Source organism: Nocardia lijiangensis NBRC 108240, assembly GCF_001613045.1.
GTDB classification, from domain to species: domain Bacteria; phylum Actinomycetota; class Actinomycetes; order Mycobacteriales; family Mycobacteriaceae; genus Nocardia; species Nocardia lijiangensis.
In genome coordinates this window covers 68,843-85,806 of sequence record NZ_BDBP01000020.1, presented here as the reverse complement: position 1 = coordinate 85,806, position 16,964 = coordinate 68,843, and the positions used below count along the sequence as shown (strand labels likewise).

Sequence of the window (16,964 nt, the reverse complement as noted above, 5' to 3'; positions counted from 1 at the left end):
GACGGCATTCGAACGACCGAGGGCGTGCACGACCGGCCGCCACCGGTCGGCATAGGTGCCGATCACCCCGTCCTCGGCAAAGGTCCGGTCGGCCAGGTACAGACCCGGCAGCGCGGCAGTCGCGCCGAGTTCCGTCAGCACGGGCTTGAGCAGTAGATCCGGGGCGAGCGCGTGTGCCGGTCGCGCGCCGAGCATGACCGGAACGGCCAGTACATCCGCCAATCCTGTTCCACCGTCGAACTGTTCGAGGAAGAGTTTGAGCAGGCCGGTGTAGGTGGCCTTGAAGGTCGGGCTGGCGAACACCACGAGCTCGGAATCGGCCACGGTTCGCACGGCCTCGGACACCGCGGGATCCCCCCAGCTGAGCAGCGCGGGCCCGTAGGAAGCGAGCTCGAGCACGGTGGGTTCGACGTCGGGCCGCAGACCGCGCGCCACCAGGGTGGCCGCGGCCAGCGTGCGCGACGCCGGTTTCGGATTGCCGACCACAACGGTCACTGTCACTGCTGTGTCCTTCCTTTCGCTGTCCCTGTCAGATGACGCCGTGCAGGGGTGGCGCGGTCTCGTGCAGCAGGGCGCGGCCGATGTGCTGGTACTTCCAGCGAACCGGGTCGTGCAGGGTGTGGGTGCGGCCGCTGGTGCACCCGGCTCTCCCCAGTGCAACATCGGGCCATGGCCGAAACGAGGGTTTGAATCTGTGCGATCGCATCGCGAGACGAGCGGCGCAACCGGCACAGCAGGAGACGCCGCCACGGGGTGGGTGGCGGCGTCTCGGGTGTGGAGGGGTCAGTTGGGGCGAAGGTGGAGCGGGTGAAGTGGCCCGCGGGGACGAAATCCATGGGCAGACAGGATTTCGGGAAGATCTACCATCGCCTATATGTCGTTCACCGTCGAATCCCTCAGCGGGGATCGGTCCGAGCAGTACCGGCAGCTGATCGCGCAGGCCGAGGCCCTGGTCGCGGGTGAAGCCGATCGCGTCGCCAACGCGGCCAATCTGTCGGCGCTGCTGTTCCACGCGCTACCCGAATTGAATTGGGCCGGTTTCTATTTCTACGACGGCACGGAATTGGTCGTCGGACCATTCCAGGGGAAGCCCGCGTGTGTGCGCATCGCGCTGGGTCGAGGGGTGTGCGGCACCGCGGCGGCAACCGAAACCACCCAGATCGTCCCGGACGTGCACGAGTTCCCCGGACACATCGCGTGCGACGCCGACTCGCGCTCGGAAATCGTGGTGCCGCTGGTCCACCGCGGAGCACTGATCGGCGTGCTGGATCTGGACAGCCCGAAGCCCGGCCGCTTCGACGACGTCGACCGCGCGGGGTTGGAAGCGTTGGCCGACGTCTTCCTGGCGACGCTGGGTCGGTCCTAGTCGGCGGATCATCAGGTCGACGGGTGCTCAGAACCCGATGGACGCCGCGCTCACGGGTTGCGCGCACGGCGATCGAAATGCGGGAACGATCTGTCGGTGGCCGGGATTAGAGTCGCCGCGTGGCTGGTTCGCGGTATTCGTTCACGGCGCAGGTGTGGGAGCACTCGGGCGAGGGCTCCTGGCATTTCGTGTCGCTGCCCGAAGAGATCGCCGACGACATCGAGGAGCGCTACGGTCACCGGGCCGGTGGGTTCGGAGCGGTCCGCGTGCACGTCAGGATCGGCACGAGCAGCTGGTCCACCTCGCTGTTTCCGGACAGGAAACGCGCCACCTACGTGCTACCGGTGAAGAAGCCGGTCCGGGTCGCCGAGGATCTCGTCGCGGGTTCGAGTGCCGAGATCGATCTGACGATCGCACTCTGAGCGAGTATCGATCGTGGGCGCCGCGACCGTAGCTACGAGCATCCGCTGGGGCGGGCGCTATCCGTTCTACCGCGACGACGCTCGGGTCAGAAAAGGCACTCCTGCACCATCCGCCGGGTAGCGACGCCGACCCGCGTCTGGTCTTCGGCGCTCAACCCCACCAAGGCGGGGTCGACGGGGCCGGACAGATCCGCACCGAGAATCCTGCGCAGTCCGTCCTGAGAGATCCGCTCCTCCACATAGATTCGCGCGACACACTCGGATTGCTTCGGGGGGAGTCCCTTCCCCGCCAGCACCGTGGCGATGTCGGCCTGGCTCAAATCCCCGGCGGGCAACACGACGGTGCCGGTCGGCGCGGCAGTGCCGGTCGATACGACACTGCTGGTCGACGCGGCGGCGGTCGACGAGCCGGACGCCGTGCTCGAATCGTCCCCGCAACCCGCCAGCAGCGGCAACGCGATACACACCGCCGCGATCACCGTGTTTCTCACCCGAATTCCCTCGCTTCCAACGGTTCCCGTACAGCCGGGACCGTACCCGCAGCGAGCGGCACGCGTCACAAGTCCATCGCCGCACGCAATGCGGTGTCCAACCGTTCGAGCACCTCGGAATCCATGTCATCGATGCGCTCGGCGAGCCAGCCGCGATAGATGCGGCCGATATTGCCCGCGTGCACCCACCCGCGCCCCGGCACCTGGACCGCGAGGATGTCCTGCGGATCCTGGTCGAGGATTTCGGCGGCGATCAGCCACTGACGCGGTGAATCGTTGATGCCGTCGCTGCTGATGAGCACGACGGTACGGCGCCGAGGCGAACCGTGCGGGTGATAGCTCCACAGTTCACCCCTGCGCACGCATCGCCTCCTCGGCGGCGGCCAGCTCCGCCTCGTCGGCCGCGGCTTCGGCCGCCACATCGGCCACGGGGCCGACGCCCGTGCGCACCGCTTCGCGCCGCGCGGCCTTGGAGATCCATGCCGAGGGCGACATGCCCGCCCTGGCCGCCGCCTGTTCCGCGAACGACCAGGCCGCCTCGTCCAGCGAGAGAGTGACCTTACGCGTTGCCATACCATTTATCGTACCCGCGAACGAGCACTCTGCCAGCGGGAATGCGGACGTACTGATACTATTGGCACACTGCCAACAGAGCGAATCCGAGGACGAGCATGACGGAGTGGAACCATCACCGGGTCGGCGCGGGCGAACCGCTGGTCCTGGTGCACGGAATCGGCAGCCGCTGGCAGATCTGGGAGCCGATCATCGACACCCTCGCCGCCTCCTTCGAGGTGATCGCCGTCGACCTGCCCGGCTTCGGCGGCTCGGACCCGCTGCCGCACACCTCCGTCGACGAACTCACCGACGCACTCGCCGAATGGCTTGCCGCACAAGGCATCGAACGCCCGCACCTGGGCGGCAACTCGATGGGCGGACTGATCACCCTGCAGCTGGGCGCGCGCGGACTCGCCCGCTCGGTCACCGCGTACTCCCCGATCGGGTTCTGGGACACCGCGGGCCGGGTGTGGTGCCAGCAGTCGCTCGGCAAGTCGGTCCTGCTCGCTCGCACACTGCGTCCGCTGCTGCCGAAGATCCTCGGCAACGCGGCGGGCCGCACGGCCTTCCTGTCCCTGATCTTCGGCAAGCCGTGGGCGCTGGACGCGCAGGTCGCCATCGGCACCGCCGAGGGAGCCGCTGGCGCAACCGGATTCGACGAAGCCCTGGTCTCGTTCGCCGACGCGCGACTGTCCGAGATCGGCGCGCTCGCCGACATTCCCGTCACCATCGCCTGGGGCAGCCGCGACATCCTGCTCACCTACGCCACCCAGCACCGCAGGGCCCGTGCCGAACTGCCCAACGCTCGCCACGTCACCCTGCACGGCAGCGGGCACTCGCCGTTTCCGGACGATCCCGAGGGTTGCGCCCGGCTGCTGCTCGACCAGCTGGATCCGAACCGCCGGTAGACTCCCGCAGCAGTCACCACAACCGAAACCGGCCACGTCGATCGACCGGCCGCAACGCCCCAGAGAACAGTCGCGTCGGCCCCCGCACGCCTTACACGGGCCGAGGGTCCAACAACGTGTCCGCCGGGGCCGTGCCGAGCAACACTCGAACCGAATTTCCCCAGCGCTGCTGGAGGATTCGGTTGCGCTCCACGTTCCCGGTCAGCAGCGCCCGCATGGCCAGCCCGGTCATGATCTCGATGGTGAACTCGGTGATCGTCGGCACCCGTGGATCGTCGGGGAACTCGGCGCGGAAGATATCGCGAATACTGGTGTGCATCAGCTCGAAGAGGCGCTGCTCCAGCGGCAGGAAGGCGGCGCGCAACTCGGAATCGGTGCGCGCGCCGACCCAGATCTCCAGCGCGGCAAGGAAAGATTCCCCGCTGAACATGCGCATGGTGAGATCGACCGCGGTGGTCAGCCGGTCGGCATCCTCGGGTATCGCCGCGAATTCCGTTGTCAGCTGCTCCAATCGGCGCGCGGCCAGATGCTCGACGGCGCCGGCCAGCAGGTCCGGTTTGGTCGGGAAATGGTGCTGCAACGTCCCGCGCGGGACACCTGCGCGGTTCTGCACTTCGAGCGTCGTCGTGCCCGCGTACCCGACCTCGATCAGGCTCTCGATCGCCGCGTCCAGGAGCCGCGTGCGCATCCGCGCGCGGCGCTGCGCCTGCGTCTCCCGGACGCGTTCCGGCATCGGGTCAGCGCCCCTGCCACTGCGGTTCGCGCTTCTGCGCGAACGCCAGCGCACCCTCGGCCGCATCCTTGGAGAACAGCGCGGGCAGCGCGATCTCACCCTGCTTGGCGAAGCCCTCGGCCACCGTCCAGTCCGGCGACTCGTCGATGATGCGCTTGCTCGCGGCCACCGAAAGCGGTGCGGCCGCAACGATTTCGGCGGCCAATTCCAGCGCGCTCGCCAGCGCGGCGCCCGGCTCGGTGACCCGGTTGATCAGACCGAGCTGGTAGAGCCGCTCGGCGCCGATGCGCCCGCCCGTCAACGCCAGCTCGGCCGCGACGGGGCGCGGCAGGCGCTGGGTCAGCCGCAGCACGCCACCGCCCGCGGCCACCAAACCGCGCTTCACCTCGGGGATTCCGAACTGGGCGTCGCGCGCCGCGACGATCAGGTCACCCGAGAGCGCCAGCTCGAAACCGCCCGCGAGCGCGAAGCCCTCGACGGCCGAGATCATCGGCTTGGCGGGCGGTTTCGCCGTGATGCCGAGCGGGCCGCGGCGCTGCGTCATCGGCATCTCGCCTTTCGAGGCGGCGACGAGATCCATTCCCGCGCTGAAGGTTCCGCCCGCGCCGGTGAGCACGAGCACGCGCGCGTCGGCGTCGGCCTCGAATGCGTCGAGGGCCGCCTCGATGGCCTGTGCGGTGGCGAGATCGATGGCGTTGCGTGCCTCGGGGCGATTGACGGTCAGCAAAGTGATCGCGTCGCGGCGTTCGACGAGTACCTGGTCGGTCATCGGGAAGTCCTCTCGGTGCGCAGGATGAGCTGGTCGGCGGCGGTGATCTCGGCGGTCGCGCCGATCGGGTCGCCGTCGGTGAACGCCGCGATGGTCTCGGCGTCGGAAGCCCGAATCAGTATGCGTGCACCCGCCGGGTTCAGCGCGCTGATCACCACCGCCTCGGGCTCGTCGGCATGCTCCGGCGCGGGGCCCTTGCGGTAGGCGACGGTGTAGGCCTCGACGGTCGCCGGGCCGGTATAGCCGGGCGCGGTGTCGCGACGCGCGGCGGGCACCTCGGCCTCGACCGCGCGAAACAGCGTGGCGGGCGGGCGCGCCGAATAGACGCCGACGCCGTGCTTGGTGATGTACCAGCCGAGCGCGGTCGCCAGGCCGTACGAGCCGGGGTCCTCGCGCAGCCGCGCGGCGAGGGTGGCGATCGAGTGGGTGGTGTAGTTGTTGCCGGGCCCGCCCGCGAAGGTCAGCCCGCCGGTGACCGAGAGCGGCCGCGCCGGATCGTCGATCGGCAGGCCGAGCGCCTCCGCGGCGACCTGCACCGCGACGGGGAAGCAGGAATACAGGTCGACATGGGCGACATCATCGATGCCGATGCCCGCGGCGCCGAGCGCGGACCGGCCTGCCGCCTCGATCGCGGGCGAGACGCTCATGTCGGCGCGCTCCGAGACGAACCAGATGTCCGTGGCCGTCGCGCCGCCGTGCGGGAAGACCCACCGATCGCGCGGCACTCCGGCGGCGTCGGCGGCGGCCGCGCTGCACAGGATCAGGCCCGCGCCGAGATCCACCGAGAGGTTCGCGACGAGCAGTTTCGGGTACGGGGTCGACACCATCCGGTTGTTCGCGGAGGGCGTCACCAGATCGACGGCGGACTGCGCGGCGGGCAGCCACGCGTACGGGTTGTCCGCGGCCACCGACGACAGCCGCGACCACAGTCCGCCGATGCGCTCGCGATGCGCGGCCTCGCTCAGGCCGAGCCTGCCGCGCAGCGCGGTCTCCATCAACGCGTAGAAGTAGACCGGGCCCCACAGTCCGGCCGCCGTCTCCATCTCGGAATTGGGCGCCTTGTCCGAGCCGATCGACTCGGTGGGCACCACATGATCCGGCTGCTCGGGCCAGTCGAGCGCCGTCCCCGCGCGAGTCGCTGCGTTCCAGGAGGCCACGGACTCGGCCCCGGCGATGAGGGCGATCTCGGACCGTCCGTCGGCGATGGCCTGCGCGACCGTGTTGAGCAGCCGCTGCGGCGCGTCGCCGCCGAAACGCACGGACTGCATCGTGCGCTTCGGCGCGGCCCCCAGTTCGGCGGCCACCAGCGCGCCGAGATCCGGGTACGGCTTGCTGACCGGGGCGACCGCGGCAACCAGATCGGCCGCCCGCAGCAACCGGTCACCGGCGCCGCTGTCCGCGCCCGCGCGGCGCAGCGATTCGGTGGCGAGTTCGACGGGGCCGGGCAGCCCCGGCTCGCCGGTTCGGTGCACGACCTGCCCGACGCCGACGAGCACCGGTGTCCGCGGATCCATTCCGGCTGGCAGCATTGTTCCTCCGCTCGACTCGAGTTACCGTCAACATTGACGGTAACTTGTTCTCAGTGAAGCAGACGGCTCCGACCAGGGCAATAGCCCATGGACAAGAACTGACCCGAGAGTAAGATCCGGGCATGGGATCTCATATCGCGCTGCGGTTCGACGGCGACCGCGCCTACGTCACCCTGGACCGCCCGGACAAGCACAACGGCCTGACCATCGAGATGCTGCGCGGCCTGGTCGACGCCGCGCACGCCGTCGGGAAGCGCAAGGATGTGCGCGCGGTGATCCTGTCCGGCAACGGCCCCAGCTTCAGCAGCGGCCTCGATGTCGCCAAAGCGACCCGCGACCCGCTCGCGGGCGTGCTGAACTTCGTGCCGCTGCCGTGGCGCGGCACCAATACCTTCCAGGAGGCCTGCTGGGCCTGGCGACGGTTGAACGTCCCGGTCATCGCGGCGGTGCACGGCCGCTGTTTCGGCGGCGGACTACAGATCGCGCTGGCCGCCGACGTCCGCTTCGCGACACCCGAGGCGGAATTCTCGGTCATGGAGGCCAAGCACGGGCTGGTTCCCGATATGACCGGCGCGGCCAGCCTGTCCCGGTTGATCGGCATCGACAAAGCCCTGCTGCTGACCATGACCGCCGACGTGGTCGACGCCGCCTACGCGGAACGCATCGGCCTGGTCACCGAGGTGACCGCCGACCCGCTCGCGGCCGCCGAGAAGCTGGCCGAACGCATCGCGACCCGCTCCCCGCACGCGGTGGCGGGCGCCAAGCGCCTGTTCGACCGGTCCTGGCACGCATCGGCCCGGCGCACCTTCGGAATCGAGCGCGCGACGCAACTGCCGCTGGTCCTGCGACTGGCCACGAAACAACGTGATGGAAGATCGCACAACGAGGACGGCAAATCGTAGGGACAAGATCGCAAGCCACCAATTTCCCCGGTTCGACTGCTAGCATTTCCGTCGATTTGCCAGCCACTAGAAATGTGCTTCGGAACACAACGGGGGGTGGTGTATCGAGGCCCGTTTCGGCGAGAACCGGAGGGCCCAACTTTTGAACAAGACCGCGAAGATCCTGCTGTCGACACTGGCGGGTGGCACGGCCTTGCTTCTCACGGCGACTACCCCCGCCACGGCAAACCCAAACGCGATCAACCCGATTCCGGTGCTGAACGGCACCAACGGTCTGCCGAATCTGGTCGGTCGCAGCCGAGCGGTGTTCCAGGTGACCGGCATGGCGAGCCCCAACAACACCCAGACCTACAACGTGCTCGGCACCGACCTGGGCATCATGTGGGACAACGGGAACGGCGAAATGCTGACCGCGTTCGGCGACACCGCCGGACTCGGCTTCCCCAACCTGCTCGCGGGCAGCATGTGGGCATGGCGCAGCAACATCCTCGTGCGCAGTTTCACCAAGGACCCGGCCAACGGCATCTATTTCGACAGCGTGGTGCGCGATGTCGTCGGGCAGGCACGTGACCTCATTCCGAGCCCGAAGATTCCGTTCCTGGAGATCAGCCGCATCCCCACCGCGGGCATCGCGGTCGGCGGCGTTCAGTACATGAGCATGATGTCGGTGAAGACCTGGGACAACGTCGGCGAGTGGACCACCAATTACTCGGGTCTGGCCGCCTCCGCCGACAACGGGGAAACCTGGGCGGATCTCGGGCACACCCGGCGTCCGAACGAGGGCGGCGACGCCAACTTCCAGATGAACGCGTTCCTGAAGAGCGACGGATACGTCTACGAGTACGGGACCCCGTCCGGGCGCGACAACACCGCGTACGTCGCGCGGGTGCGCGAGCACGACATCCAGAACCTCGGCGAGTACGAGTACTGGGACGGCGAGGGCTGGCGCAAGAACGACGTCAACGCCGCGGCCCCGATCATGTGGGGCGTCAGCGAACTGTCGGTCATGTGGAACGACTACCTGGGCCAGTTCGTCTCGCTGACGACGGACCGATTCAACTCGGTCGTGATGCGGCGGGCCTCTTCGCCTGTGGGCCCGTGGAGCGATCCGGAAGTCCTGATCGACACGAGGGAACTGCCGACGGCCTACGCCCCGTCGATCTTCCCGTACCAAACCGGGCGCGACCTGTACTTCCTCACCACCGTGCACAGCCAATACAACGTCGTCCTGGTGCGCACCACGCTGTAATCACCGGCGCTCGGGGTGTGTGCGGTCCGCTTCGCGCCCCGTTGTGCTTTCCCGGATCGCTTGACCTCAACAATGCTTCATGTATGAGGCTGACGCGGAAGAACGAGACCGATCCGGGAGGAACAGTGACTACTGCATCCAGCATCGCCCAGCCATCCGCGGAATTGACCGCATCGCTGCGCGCCGCCGCGCGTCCTGTGGCGAGCACCGAGCCGGGCTTCGTCGGGCAGGATCTCGACGAGCTCGCCGAAACCATCGGACCGGCGACGATCGTCGGGCTCGGCGAGTCGACCAGGTTCTCGCGGCAGACCTACGGCGTGCGGGAACGGCTCTTCCGCATCTTGGTCGGCAGGTACGGCTTCCGCGCGCTCGCCATCCAGGACAGCGCACGCTCCGGCGAACGCCTCGACGAGTACGTCAGCACCGGGGCCGGTGATCCGGAGTCCGCGCTGGCCGGGGCGTGGCGGCCGCTGCGGACCGCCGAGATGGTCGAAACACTGACCTGGATCCGGCTGTTCAACGAGCAGCACCCGGACGACCCGATCCGCGTCTTCGGGGTCGAACCCCCGCACGCCGAACCCTCCGACTACGACGCGGTGCTGGACTACCTGCGCCAAGCCGCGCCGGATCGGCTGACGCGCGCCGAATCCCACCTGGACCCGATCCGCACCGCGCACCAGATCGATGAGCACGTCCAGCGCCACCAGGGCATCCACCCCGGCCGCCCGTTCGCCGAGCACGCCCGCGACGCGCTCGCCCTGCTCGACGGACTGCCCGACACCGCCGAGCACCGGCGGGCCCGCGCACACGCGCAGCTGATCGTCGACTTCCACGAGCAGAGCGTCGCGGGACAGGGCGGTTTCGCCCGCGACGAGCGGCCCTCGGCCGAACGCGTCCTCGCATGGCAGCGCGAGACCGGTGCGAAGATCGCGTACTGGGACGGCATCGCCCACGTCAGCGCCCAAGCGCTCGGCGTCGGCTCGGCCGCGGGCGAGTTCCGCGGGACGGGCGCTCACCTGCGCGACCACTTCGGCACGGACTACGTCGCCGTGGCCATCGGCTTCCACCACGGCGACCTCGGCGTCGCCCAGGCCCCGCGGCCGCGACCGGAACTGGTCGACGCACTGCTCGGAGGCGTGGACCTCGCCGCGTTCTACGTCGACTTGCGCACGGAGGCAACGGAATCGGTGGACTCCTGGCGCCGCGCACCGGCCGAGCTGCGCACCATCAGCGGAATCTACGACCCGGCCAAGGACGCCGAAGCGCACATTGGGGTCCCTTCCCTGGCGGGGGCGTTCGATGTCCTGGTGCACATCCGCGAAACCTCGCCGGTGCGGTGGCTTCCGGCGGTCTCCGGCTGAGCGCAGGCCGGGCGCGGGGCTTCGGGAGCGCGGGCATGGTGTCGACGGCTAATCCGGACGCACAGTGTCGACGATCCGTCCCGCGCACCGTGCCGACGGTTCAGCCCGGCGCACAGTGCCGACGATCCGTCCCGCGCACCGTGCCGACGGTTCAGCCCGGCGCACAGTGCCGACGGTCCGTCCCGAGGCACCGTGCCGACGAACGAACCGCGACGTAGGCAGCCGATTCACGATGACCGCGGGAGGTTCGTCGCCAACCTGCGCGTCGGCGACCTTCTCGAGCACACGGCGCTGCCCACACCCCGCAAGCTGCGCCTGTGCTGCCGAGCGGATCCGCTCGCCAGGCGCGTACGGGTCAGTCCTGGCGCACCATGCCGACCGTCCGTCCCGGCGCACCGTGCCGACGATCCGCCCGGGCGCGGCGGTTCCTAGACTCGCCGGTATGGATGCGACCGATTGGGACGCGCGCTACGCGCAGAGTGAATTGGTCTGGGGCGCACCGCCGAACAGCACGGTGGTGGAGCATGTCTATGGGCTGGACCAGCAGGCACCCCCGCGGCCCGAGACGGCCGACGGCGAGGCGCCCGCCCTGCCGCGGGCACTCGACCTGGCCTGCGGCGAGGGACGCAACGCCGCCTGGCTGGCCACGCACGGCTGGCAGGTGCACGCGGTCGACTATTCGCAGGTCGGCATCGACAAGGGGCGGACCGTGGCCACGCGACTGTCCCGATCGGTGCGCGCGCGGATCACCTGGCAGTGCGCCGACGTCACCGATCTCGACGCCGCCGAGATCACCGGCCCGTACGAGCTGGTGCTGATGGTCTTCCTGCATCTGCCCGCCGAGCAGCGCCGGATCCTGGTGCGTCGCGCCGCGGAGCTGCTCGCCCCGGCGGGCACGCTGCTCGTCCTCGGCCACGACACGTTGAACCTGACGGAGGGCTTCGGCGGACCGCAGGAACCGTCGATCCTCTTCACCCCCGACGACATCGTCGCCGACCTCGGCGCGGAATCCGGTCTCGAGATCCGCATCGCGGAGCGGGTGCTGCGCCCGACCGAGGGACGCGACGCGATCGACGCGCTGGTCATCGCGACCAAACCCGCCCCGGAACCGGCCGAACCGGAGACAACCCCCTGATCCAGGTCGCACCACCGGCAACGCCTGCCGTGACCTCGCCGAACCCGGGCGCACCTACTCCGACCAGCGCCGCAACCACGGCTGCACGGTCGCCGCGATGGTGTCGAATCCGGCGCGGAACGAATGCGGCTGCCCCGGGATCACACGCACCTCGGCGGCGTCGGCCGGATCGGGCACCCCGAACGGGTCGTTCGCCCCGTTGACCACCACGACCTCGATGCCACCCGGCGCGAGCAGCTCTTCGCGACGCGATTTCTCCGGTTTTCCCGGCGGATGCAGCGGAAACGACAGCGCGAGCACGCCGCGAGCACGCGCCTCGACCGCCGTGCGGCAGGCGACCCTGGCCCCGTTGCTGCGCCCGCCCTGGATCACGGGGACACCCCGGACCTTCTTGCGCAGCGCGGCCACGATCTCCAGCCAGGCCTGATCCTGCTTGTCCGCGGAACCGGGCGCGCGCCGCCCGGCGACGCGGTAGGGCTGCACCACCCTGGCCACCGCGCCGCCCAGCTCCAGCGCCGAATCGCGCACCGCCAAAAGATCTTTCGCCTCGACCCCGCCGCCGGAACCGTGCGTGAGCAGCAGCAGGAAGACCGGCTTGCGCGGCCGGTCGAACTCGACCTCGGCGGGACCCGCGCTCGTCTCGATCTGCACACCTCACCGTAACCGCAGGCCAGCGGAGAGCACAGATGCCGCGCTCAGGGGCTGTTTATCGCGTCACATTGCCCCCCGTCGTCTTTGCCAGCCCCTTACCGACCGGTAATATGACGCATAAGTTACCCGCGAGTAGCATGCGGAAAACCGGAAGACACCCCGGTGACGACAACGGGCGGGAACGGCAACCAAACCGACCGCACCAACTCAACGGAGAGTGAGTACAGACAATGGGTCACTACAAGAGCAACGTCCGCGACCTGGAGTTCAACCTCTTCGAGGTCCTCGGACTCGGCTCCCTGCTCGATGCGGGCGCCTACGGCGACCTGGACAGCGACACCGTCAAGGAGATGCTCAACGAGGTGCGTCGCCTGGCCGAGGGCCCGCTGGCCGAGTCGTTCGTCGAGGGCGACCGCAACCCGCCGACCTTCGACCCCGAGACTCACGTCGTCACCCTGCCGGAAGCGTTCAAGAAGTCCTACCGCGCCCTCGAAGAGGGTGAGTGGATGAAGGTCGGCGTCCGCGAGGAGCTGGGCGGCCTCGGCGCGCCCGCCAGCGTCGTCTGGGCGCTGAGCGAAATGATCCTCGGCGCCAACCCGCCCGCTCAGATGTACGGCGCAGGCCCCGGCTTCGCGCAGGTGTTCTACAACAACGGCACCGACGAGCAGAAGAAGTGGGCCCAGATCATCGCCGATCGCAACTGGGGCGCCACCATGGTGCTGACCGAGCCGGACGCCGGTTCGGACGTCGGCGCGGGCCGCACCAAGGCGATCAAGCAGGAAGACGGCACCTGGCACATCGAGGGCGTCAAGCGCTTCATCACCTCGGGTGACTCCGACGACCTGTTCGAGAACATCATGCACCTGGTGCTGGCTCGCCCCGAGGGCGCAGGCCCGGGCACCAAGGGTCTGTCGCTGTTCTACGTGCCGAAGTACCACTTCGACTTCGACACCCAGACCCTGGGCGACCGCAACGGTGTGTTCGTCACCAACGTCGAGCACAAGATGGGCATCAAGGTCTCGGCCACCTGTGAGGTCACCTTCGGCGGCCACGGGGTGCCCGCCAAGGGCTGGCTGGTCGGCGAGGTGCACAACGGCATCGCGCAGATGTTCGACGTCATCGAGAACGCCCGCATGATGGTCGGCACCAAGGCCATCGCGACCCTGTCGACCGGTTACCTGAACGCGCTCGACTACGCCAAGCAGCGCGTGCAGGGTGCGGACCTGACCCAGATGACCGACAAGGCCGCGCCGCGCGTCACCATCACCCACCACCCGGACGTGCGTCGTTCGCTGGCCCTGCAGAAGGCGTACGCCGAGGGCCTGCGCGCCATCTACCTCTACACCGCCGCGCACCAGAACGCCGATGTGGCCAACCTGGTCTCCGGCGCCGACGCGGACGTGGCCTTCCGGGTCAACGACCTGCTGCTGCCGATCGTCAAGGGTGTCGGTTCCGAGCGGGCCTACCAGTACCTGACCGAGTCGCTGCAGACCTTCGGTGGTTCGGGCTTCCTGCAGGACTACCCGGTCGAGCAGTACATCCGCGACGCGAAGATCGACTCGCTGTACGAGGGCACCACCGCCATCCAGGCGCAGGACTTCTTCTTCCGCAAGATCGCTCGTGACCGCGGTGTCGCGCTGGCGCACGTGGCGGGCCAGGTCCAGAAGTTCATCGACTCGGAGGCGGGCAACGGCCGGCTGAAGGCCGAGCGCAAGCTGCTCGCCACCGCGCTCGAGGACGTCCAGACCATGGCGGCCACCCTGACCGGCCACCTGATGGGCGCCCAGGAGCAGCCGGCCGAGCTGTACAAGGTCGGCCTGGGTTCGGTGCGCTTCCTGCTCTCCGTCGGTGACCTGCTCATCGGCTGGCAGCTGCTGCGCCAGGCCGAGGTCGCCATCGCGGCGCTCGACGCCGGTGCCTCCGGCTCGGACGTGGCCTTCTACAACGGCAAGATCGGTGTCGCGCAGTTCTTCGCGCGCAACGTCCTGCCGGAGCTGACCGCCACCCGCGCGATCCTGGCCAACCTGGACAACGACATCATGGAGCTGGACGAAGCTGCCTTCTAAGGTCTGATCGTCGAAACTCCGCGAGAGCGGCCCGGATTCGTCCGGGCCGCTCTTCTGCGTTTCGGACGCCGACGCCGACGTGTCCGGTCCCACAACGTCATTCCCGCCCGAAATCCGGTCGGACAGGCACAATGTTCGGGGCAGACCGCGCGCGCCACAGAAGGGATCCATCCGGATGAAACGATCGCTGTCAGCACTCGCCAGAGCTGGAGTGCTCGCCGCGACCTGCACGGTCGTACTGGCAGGCCCCGCCGCCGCCGACCCGAACAACGTGAACCCGATCCCGGTGCTCAATGGCTGGCGCGGACTACCGCAGCTGCCGGGACCGACCAAGGCGGTCTTCCAGATGACCGGCATGGACAGCCCGAACCGCACGCAGAACGTCAACGTGCTCGGCACCGACCTCGGCGTCATGTGGGACGACGGCAGCGGCCGGATGATCACCGCCTTCGGCGACACCGCCGGGCTCGGCGTCCCCAACCTGCTCGCGGGCAGCATGTGGGCCTGGACTTCCAACGTGCTGTTCCGCAGCACCACCAAGGATCCGTCGGGCGGCATCTTCTACGACAGTGTCGTCCCGAATCCAGTGCCCAGCCCCAAGATTCCCGGCATCGAGATCAGTCTCATTCCGACCGCGGGCATTTCGGTGGGCGGCGTGCAGTACATGAGCATGATGTCGGTGCGGGAGTGGGGCGATCACGGCAAGTGGAACACCAACTTCTCCACCCTCGCGTCCTCCCGTGACGGCGGCCAGACCTGGGCGCCACTCACCCACACCCGCCGCGCGAACGTGGACGGGCACGAGCGCTTCCAGCAGAACGCCTTCCTGAAGCACGACGGCTACGTCTACCGCTACGGCACCTCCGCGGGCCGCAACAACCCCGGGTTCGTCTCGCGAACACCGGAAGCCGACATCGCGAACATCGACTCCTACGAGTACTGGGACGGCGGCGCGTGGAAGCCGAACGACCCCGTGGCCTCGGCGCCGATCGTGGACGGCGTCGCCGAGCTGTCGGTGACGTGGAACGACCACCTCGGCGAGTTCGTCATGCTGACAACAGATCCGGCGAATGCCGTCGTCCTGCGGACAGCTTCGTCGCCGCAGGGGCCGTGGAGCGCGCCGCGGGTGCTGATCGAGGCCGCGTCGCTGCCCACCGCGTATGCGCCGATGATCTTCCCGTATCAGACAGGGTCGGATCTGTACTTCCTGCTCACGGTGCACGCGCAGTACAACGTGGTGCTCATGAAAACTCCACTGTAGGAAGCGAAACGGCGAGAGCGGCCCGGGTTGTCCCGGGCCGCTCTCGTATATGTAGCGAGTGCTGCGCCGACGCGGTCAGGCAGACGTGACACGGTCGGCCCAGCGCGGCGTATTCAGTCCCCGCGCCACACTCGCTGCGATCAGGGAAGCGGAATCACGCTGCCGAGCCGGTGCCGATCAGGTTGCCGAGGCCGACGAGCAGGTTGGAGGAACCGGCGCCCCAGCCGTCCAGCCAGGGGTTGACGTAGCCGTCCGCGACCGGAAGCGGCTTCACGCCACCGGAGCCGGTGACAAGCAGGTTGGTCAGGCCGGTGCCGAAGTTCGAAGAACCGGCGGCCGAACCGGTCGCCCCACCCGAGGTCGGCAGCGGCTTCACACCACCCGAACCGGTCGCCAGCAGGTTGGACAGGCCGGTGGCGAAGTTGGACGAACCGGCGGCCGAACCGGTCGCGGTGTCCGCCGACGCCACACCGGAACCACCAAGGACGATACCGGCGGCGACCACAGCGATGCCGAGCACGCGAATCTTGCTCATGGAATTCTTCTCTTCCTCGAAAACCTCGGTCGACAACACAGTGCGGTCGACGCGCCTATGTCTATCACGCAATATTTTCGGGCCACGACGTGATGATGAACGCATCGCAAATGCTCAGTTACGAGTAGTTCACCTTCACGGGTTCCGCAGCGTGAACCGCGCCCTCGTCGCCCCGACCTGGATTTCCGCGCCGACGTGCGGCGATGGCGAACCTTCCGCGACATCGGCAGCCACACCGATTGTCAGCCGTTCCGGCAAACTTCTCCCGCAGAAGGGCTTTCGAAGGTGCGGATATCCGATCGAGCTGATTCGATCGGTTGTCCAGCGCGGTATCGCGCGTAGTGTTTCAGCAAACTCGCGGCCTTCACCCGGAACGAAAAAATGCCCCGCCTCGATGAGGCGGGGCGTATTCGAGCTATGCGCTCACTTCGTGAGGTCGAGGTTCGCCGAACCGGTGACGAGGGTCTCCAGCAGCTTGGTCGTCGACTCCGAGGAACCGGCGTCCGAGGCGGTGGGCTTCGTGGCGGAGCCGGTCGCCAGGTTCTCGGCCAGCGCGGTCAGCGCCTCCGACGAACCGGTGTCCGCCGCGGTCGACTTCGTGGCGCCCGCCGAGCCGGTCGCAAGCGCCTCGACCAGCTGGGTCGTGAACTCCGCCGAACCGGTGGTCTCGGCGCCGGCCAGACCGGAGCCGGCCAGCACGATTCCGGCAGCGGCGGCGAAAGCGAAACCGAACGAACGAATGATCTTCATCTTCGAAATATCCCCTTGGAAGTTTTCCCCGCGTCGGCGGCCTGCTGGCGGCCGACGGGATTGTTCTATCACAGGGGTCCGAGTGTTAACGATGAACCGGTGGAAATTCAAAGGGCTAGCGGTAACTCCAATTTTGCGAGTAACTCGGGATGAAAGCTTCAAAATCGGACGGCTCGCACTTTTCGCAGTCGATATCACCCTCCGAACGGCCAAATCAACAGCGCAAGCGCATCGCCGCACTAGGGGGTCCTACCAGCGCAGATAACTTACAACCCGGCCGC

At 68.3% G+C, this 16,964-nt stretch carries 19 protein-coding genes and 1 pseudogene; 9 read left to right on the top strand and 11 right to left on the bottom strand.

Annotated elements, in window-relative coordinates:
* Positions 1–3 precede the first annotated feature (3 nt).
* Positions 4–501, bottom strand: a pseudogene (locus NL1_RS08330) (NADPH-dependent FMN reductase); the annotation flags it as partial.
* A gap of 28 nt (positions 502–529) precedes the next feature.
* Positions 530–706, bottom strand: a complete 177-nt coding sequence (locus NL1_RS37415; RefSeq protein ID WP_156094749.1) for a hypothetical protein — start codon at positions 704–706, stop codon at positions 530–532.
* Positions 707–874: 168 nt separating this feature from the next.
* Here NL1_RS37415 and msrC point away from each other — a divergent pair, with 168 nt between their 5' ends.
* Together msrC and NL1_RS08320 are read left to right on the top strand one after the other, a co-directional pair.
* A complete protein-coding gene (gene msrC, locus NL1_RS08325) occupies positions 875–1,366 on the top strand; it encodes a free L-methionine (R)-S-oxide reductase MsrC (RefSeq protein ID WP_067836057.1) in 492 nt (163 codons plus the stop codon).
* 119 nt (positions 1,367–1,485) lie between these two features.
* Entirely contained in the window at positions 1,486–1,788 is a 303-nt protein-coding gene (locus NL1_RS08320; protein ID WP_067836055.1) for a DUF1905 domain-containing protein, read from the top strand.
* Positions 1,789–1,874: 86 nt separating this feature from the next.
* On the opposite strand, the gene NL1_RS08315 is transcribed toward NL1_RS08320, so the two are convergent.
* From NL1_RS08315 to NL1_RS08305, 3 genes are all read right to left on the bottom strand, one after another.
* Positions 1,875–2,279: a hypothetical protein gene (locus NL1_RS08315; protein ID WP_156094748.1), complete on the bottom strand. Its 405-nt coding sequence runs from the start codon at positions 2,277–2,279 to the stop codon at positions 1,875–1,877.
* Between the two features lie 65 nt (positions 2,280–2,344).
* Complete coding sequence (locus NL1_RS08310; protein ID WP_067836051.1) at positions 2,345–2,641, bottom strand: hypothetical protein; 297 nt, start codon at positions 2,639–2,641, stop codon at positions 2,345–2,347.
* Positions 2,628–2,852 (bottom strand): hypothetical protein, encoded by a 225-nt coding sequence (locus tag NL1_RS08305; protein ID WP_067836049.1) that lies wholly within the window; start codon positions 2,850–2,852, stop codon positions 2,628–2,630. Before NL1_RS08305 ends, NL1_RS08310 begins: the two co-directional genes overlap by 14 nt.
* A gap of 98 nt (positions 2,853–2,950) precedes the next feature.
* Between NL1_RS08305 and NL1_RS08300 the strand changes: the two genes are divergently transcribed.
* Positions 2,951–3,742, top strand: a complete 792-nt coding sequence (locus NL1_RS08300) for an alpha/beta fold hydrolase (RefSeq protein WP_067836047.1) — start codon at positions 2,951–2,953, stop codon at positions 3,740–3,742.
* Positions 3,743–3,833: 91 nt separating this feature from the next.
* Here NL1_RS08300 and NL1_RS08295 read toward each other — a convergent pair whose 3' ends face one another.
* Genes NL1_RS08295 through NL1_RS08285 form a run of 3 tightly spaced genes read right to left on the bottom strand, consistent with a single transcriptional unit; the run spans position 3,834 to position 6,773 of the window.
* The gene (locus NL1_RS08295) at positions 3,834–4,475 is read right to left on the bottom strand and encodes a TetR/AcrR family transcriptional regulator (protein ID WP_067836045.1); all 642 of its coding nucleotides are present in this window, start codon (positions 4,473–4,475) and stop codon (positions 3,834–3,836) included.
* 4 nt (positions 4,476–4,479) lie between these two features.
* Positions 4,480–5,244: a crotonase/enoyl-CoA hydratase family protein gene (locus tag NL1_RS08290; RefSeq protein ID WP_067836043.1), complete on the bottom strand. Its 765-nt coding sequence runs from the start codon at positions 5,242–5,244 to the stop codon at positions 4,480–4,482.
* Entirely contained in the window at positions 5,241–6,773 is a 1,533-nt protein-coding gene (locus NL1_RS08285) for an acetyl-CoA acetyltransferase (RefSeq protein WP_067836041.1), read from the bottom strand. The genes NL1_RS08290 and NL1_RS08285 overlap by 4 nt, the downstream gene beginning before the upstream one ends.
* Before the next feature lie 122 nt (positions 6,774–6,895).
* On the opposite strand from NL1_RS08285, the gene NL1_RS08280 reads away from it, so the two are divergent.
* The 4 genes from NL1_RS08280 (at position 6,896) to NL1_RS08265 (ending at position 11,420) form a co-directional block, all read left to right on the top strand.
* Complete coding sequence (locus NL1_RS08280; protein ID WP_067836039.1) at positions 6,896–7,675, top strand: crotonase/enoyl-CoA hydratase family protein; 780 nt, start codon at positions 6,896–6,898, stop codon at positions 7,673–7,675.
* A 142-nt stretch (positions 7,676–7,817) separates the two neighbouring features.
* Entirely contained in the window at positions 7,818–8,924 is a 1,107-nt protein-coding gene (locus NL1_RS08275; protein ID WP_067836037.1) for a glycoside hydrolase family 183 protein, read from the top strand.
* Positions 8,925–9,049: 125 nt separating this feature from the next.
* Positions 9,050–10,285 (top strand): erythromycin esterase family protein, encoded by a 1,236-nt coding sequence (locus NL1_RS08270; RefSeq protein WP_245673136.1) that lies wholly within the window; start codon positions 9,050–9,052, stop codon positions 10,283–10,285.
* 442 nt (positions 10,286–10,727) lie between these two features.
* Positions 10,728–11,420 (top strand): class I SAM-dependent methyltransferase, encoded by a 693-nt coding sequence (locus NL1_RS08265; RefSeq protein WP_067836035.1) that lies wholly within the window; start codon positions 10,728–10,730, stop codon positions 11,418–11,420.
* 54 nt (positions 11,421–11,474) lie between these two features.
* On the opposite strand, the gene NL1_RS08260 is transcribed toward NL1_RS08265, so the two are convergent.
* Positions 11,475–12,071 carry an alpha/beta hydrolase family protein gene (locus tag NL1_RS08260; protein ID WP_067836033.1) on the bottom strand — a complete coding sequence of 199 codons (597 nt, stop codon included), beginning with the start codon at positions 12,069–12,071 and terminating at the stop codon, positions 11,475–11,477.
* Positions 12,072–12,301: 230 nt separating this feature from the next.
* Here NL1_RS08260 and NL1_RS08255 point away from each other — a divergent pair, with 230 nt between their 5' ends.
* Positions 12,302–14,137, top strand: coding sequence for an acyl-CoA dehydrogenase (locus NL1_RS08255; protein WP_067836031.1), 1,836 nt, complete (start codon positions 12,302–12,304; stop codon positions 14,135–14,137).
* Between the two features lie 175 nt (positions 14,138–14,312).
* On the top strand, positions 14,313–15,398 hold the full coding sequence (locus tag NL1_RS08250) for a glycoside hydrolase family 183 protein (protein ID WP_067836029.1): 1,086 nt from the start codon (positions 14,313–14,315) through the stop codon (positions 15,396–15,398).
* A 154-nt stretch (positions 15,399–15,552) separates the two neighbouring features.
* Here the strand turns inward: NL1_RS08250 and NL1_RS08245 are convergent, their stop codons facing one another.
* Together NL1_RS08245 and NL1_RS08240 are read right to left on the bottom strand one after the other, a co-directional pair.
* Positions 15,553–15,933, bottom strand: a complete 381-nt coding sequence (locus tag NL1_RS08245) for a hypothetical protein (protein ID WP_156094747.1) — start codon at positions 15,931–15,933, stop codon at positions 15,553–15,555.
* Between the two features lie 423 nt (positions 15,934–16,356).
* Complete coding sequence (locus NL1_RS08240; RefSeq protein WP_067836026.1) at positions 16,357–16,683, bottom strand: hypothetical protein; 327 nt, start codon at positions 16,681–16,683, stop codon at positions 16,357–16,359.
* Between the last annotated feature and the right edge of the window lie 281 nt (positions 16,684–16,964).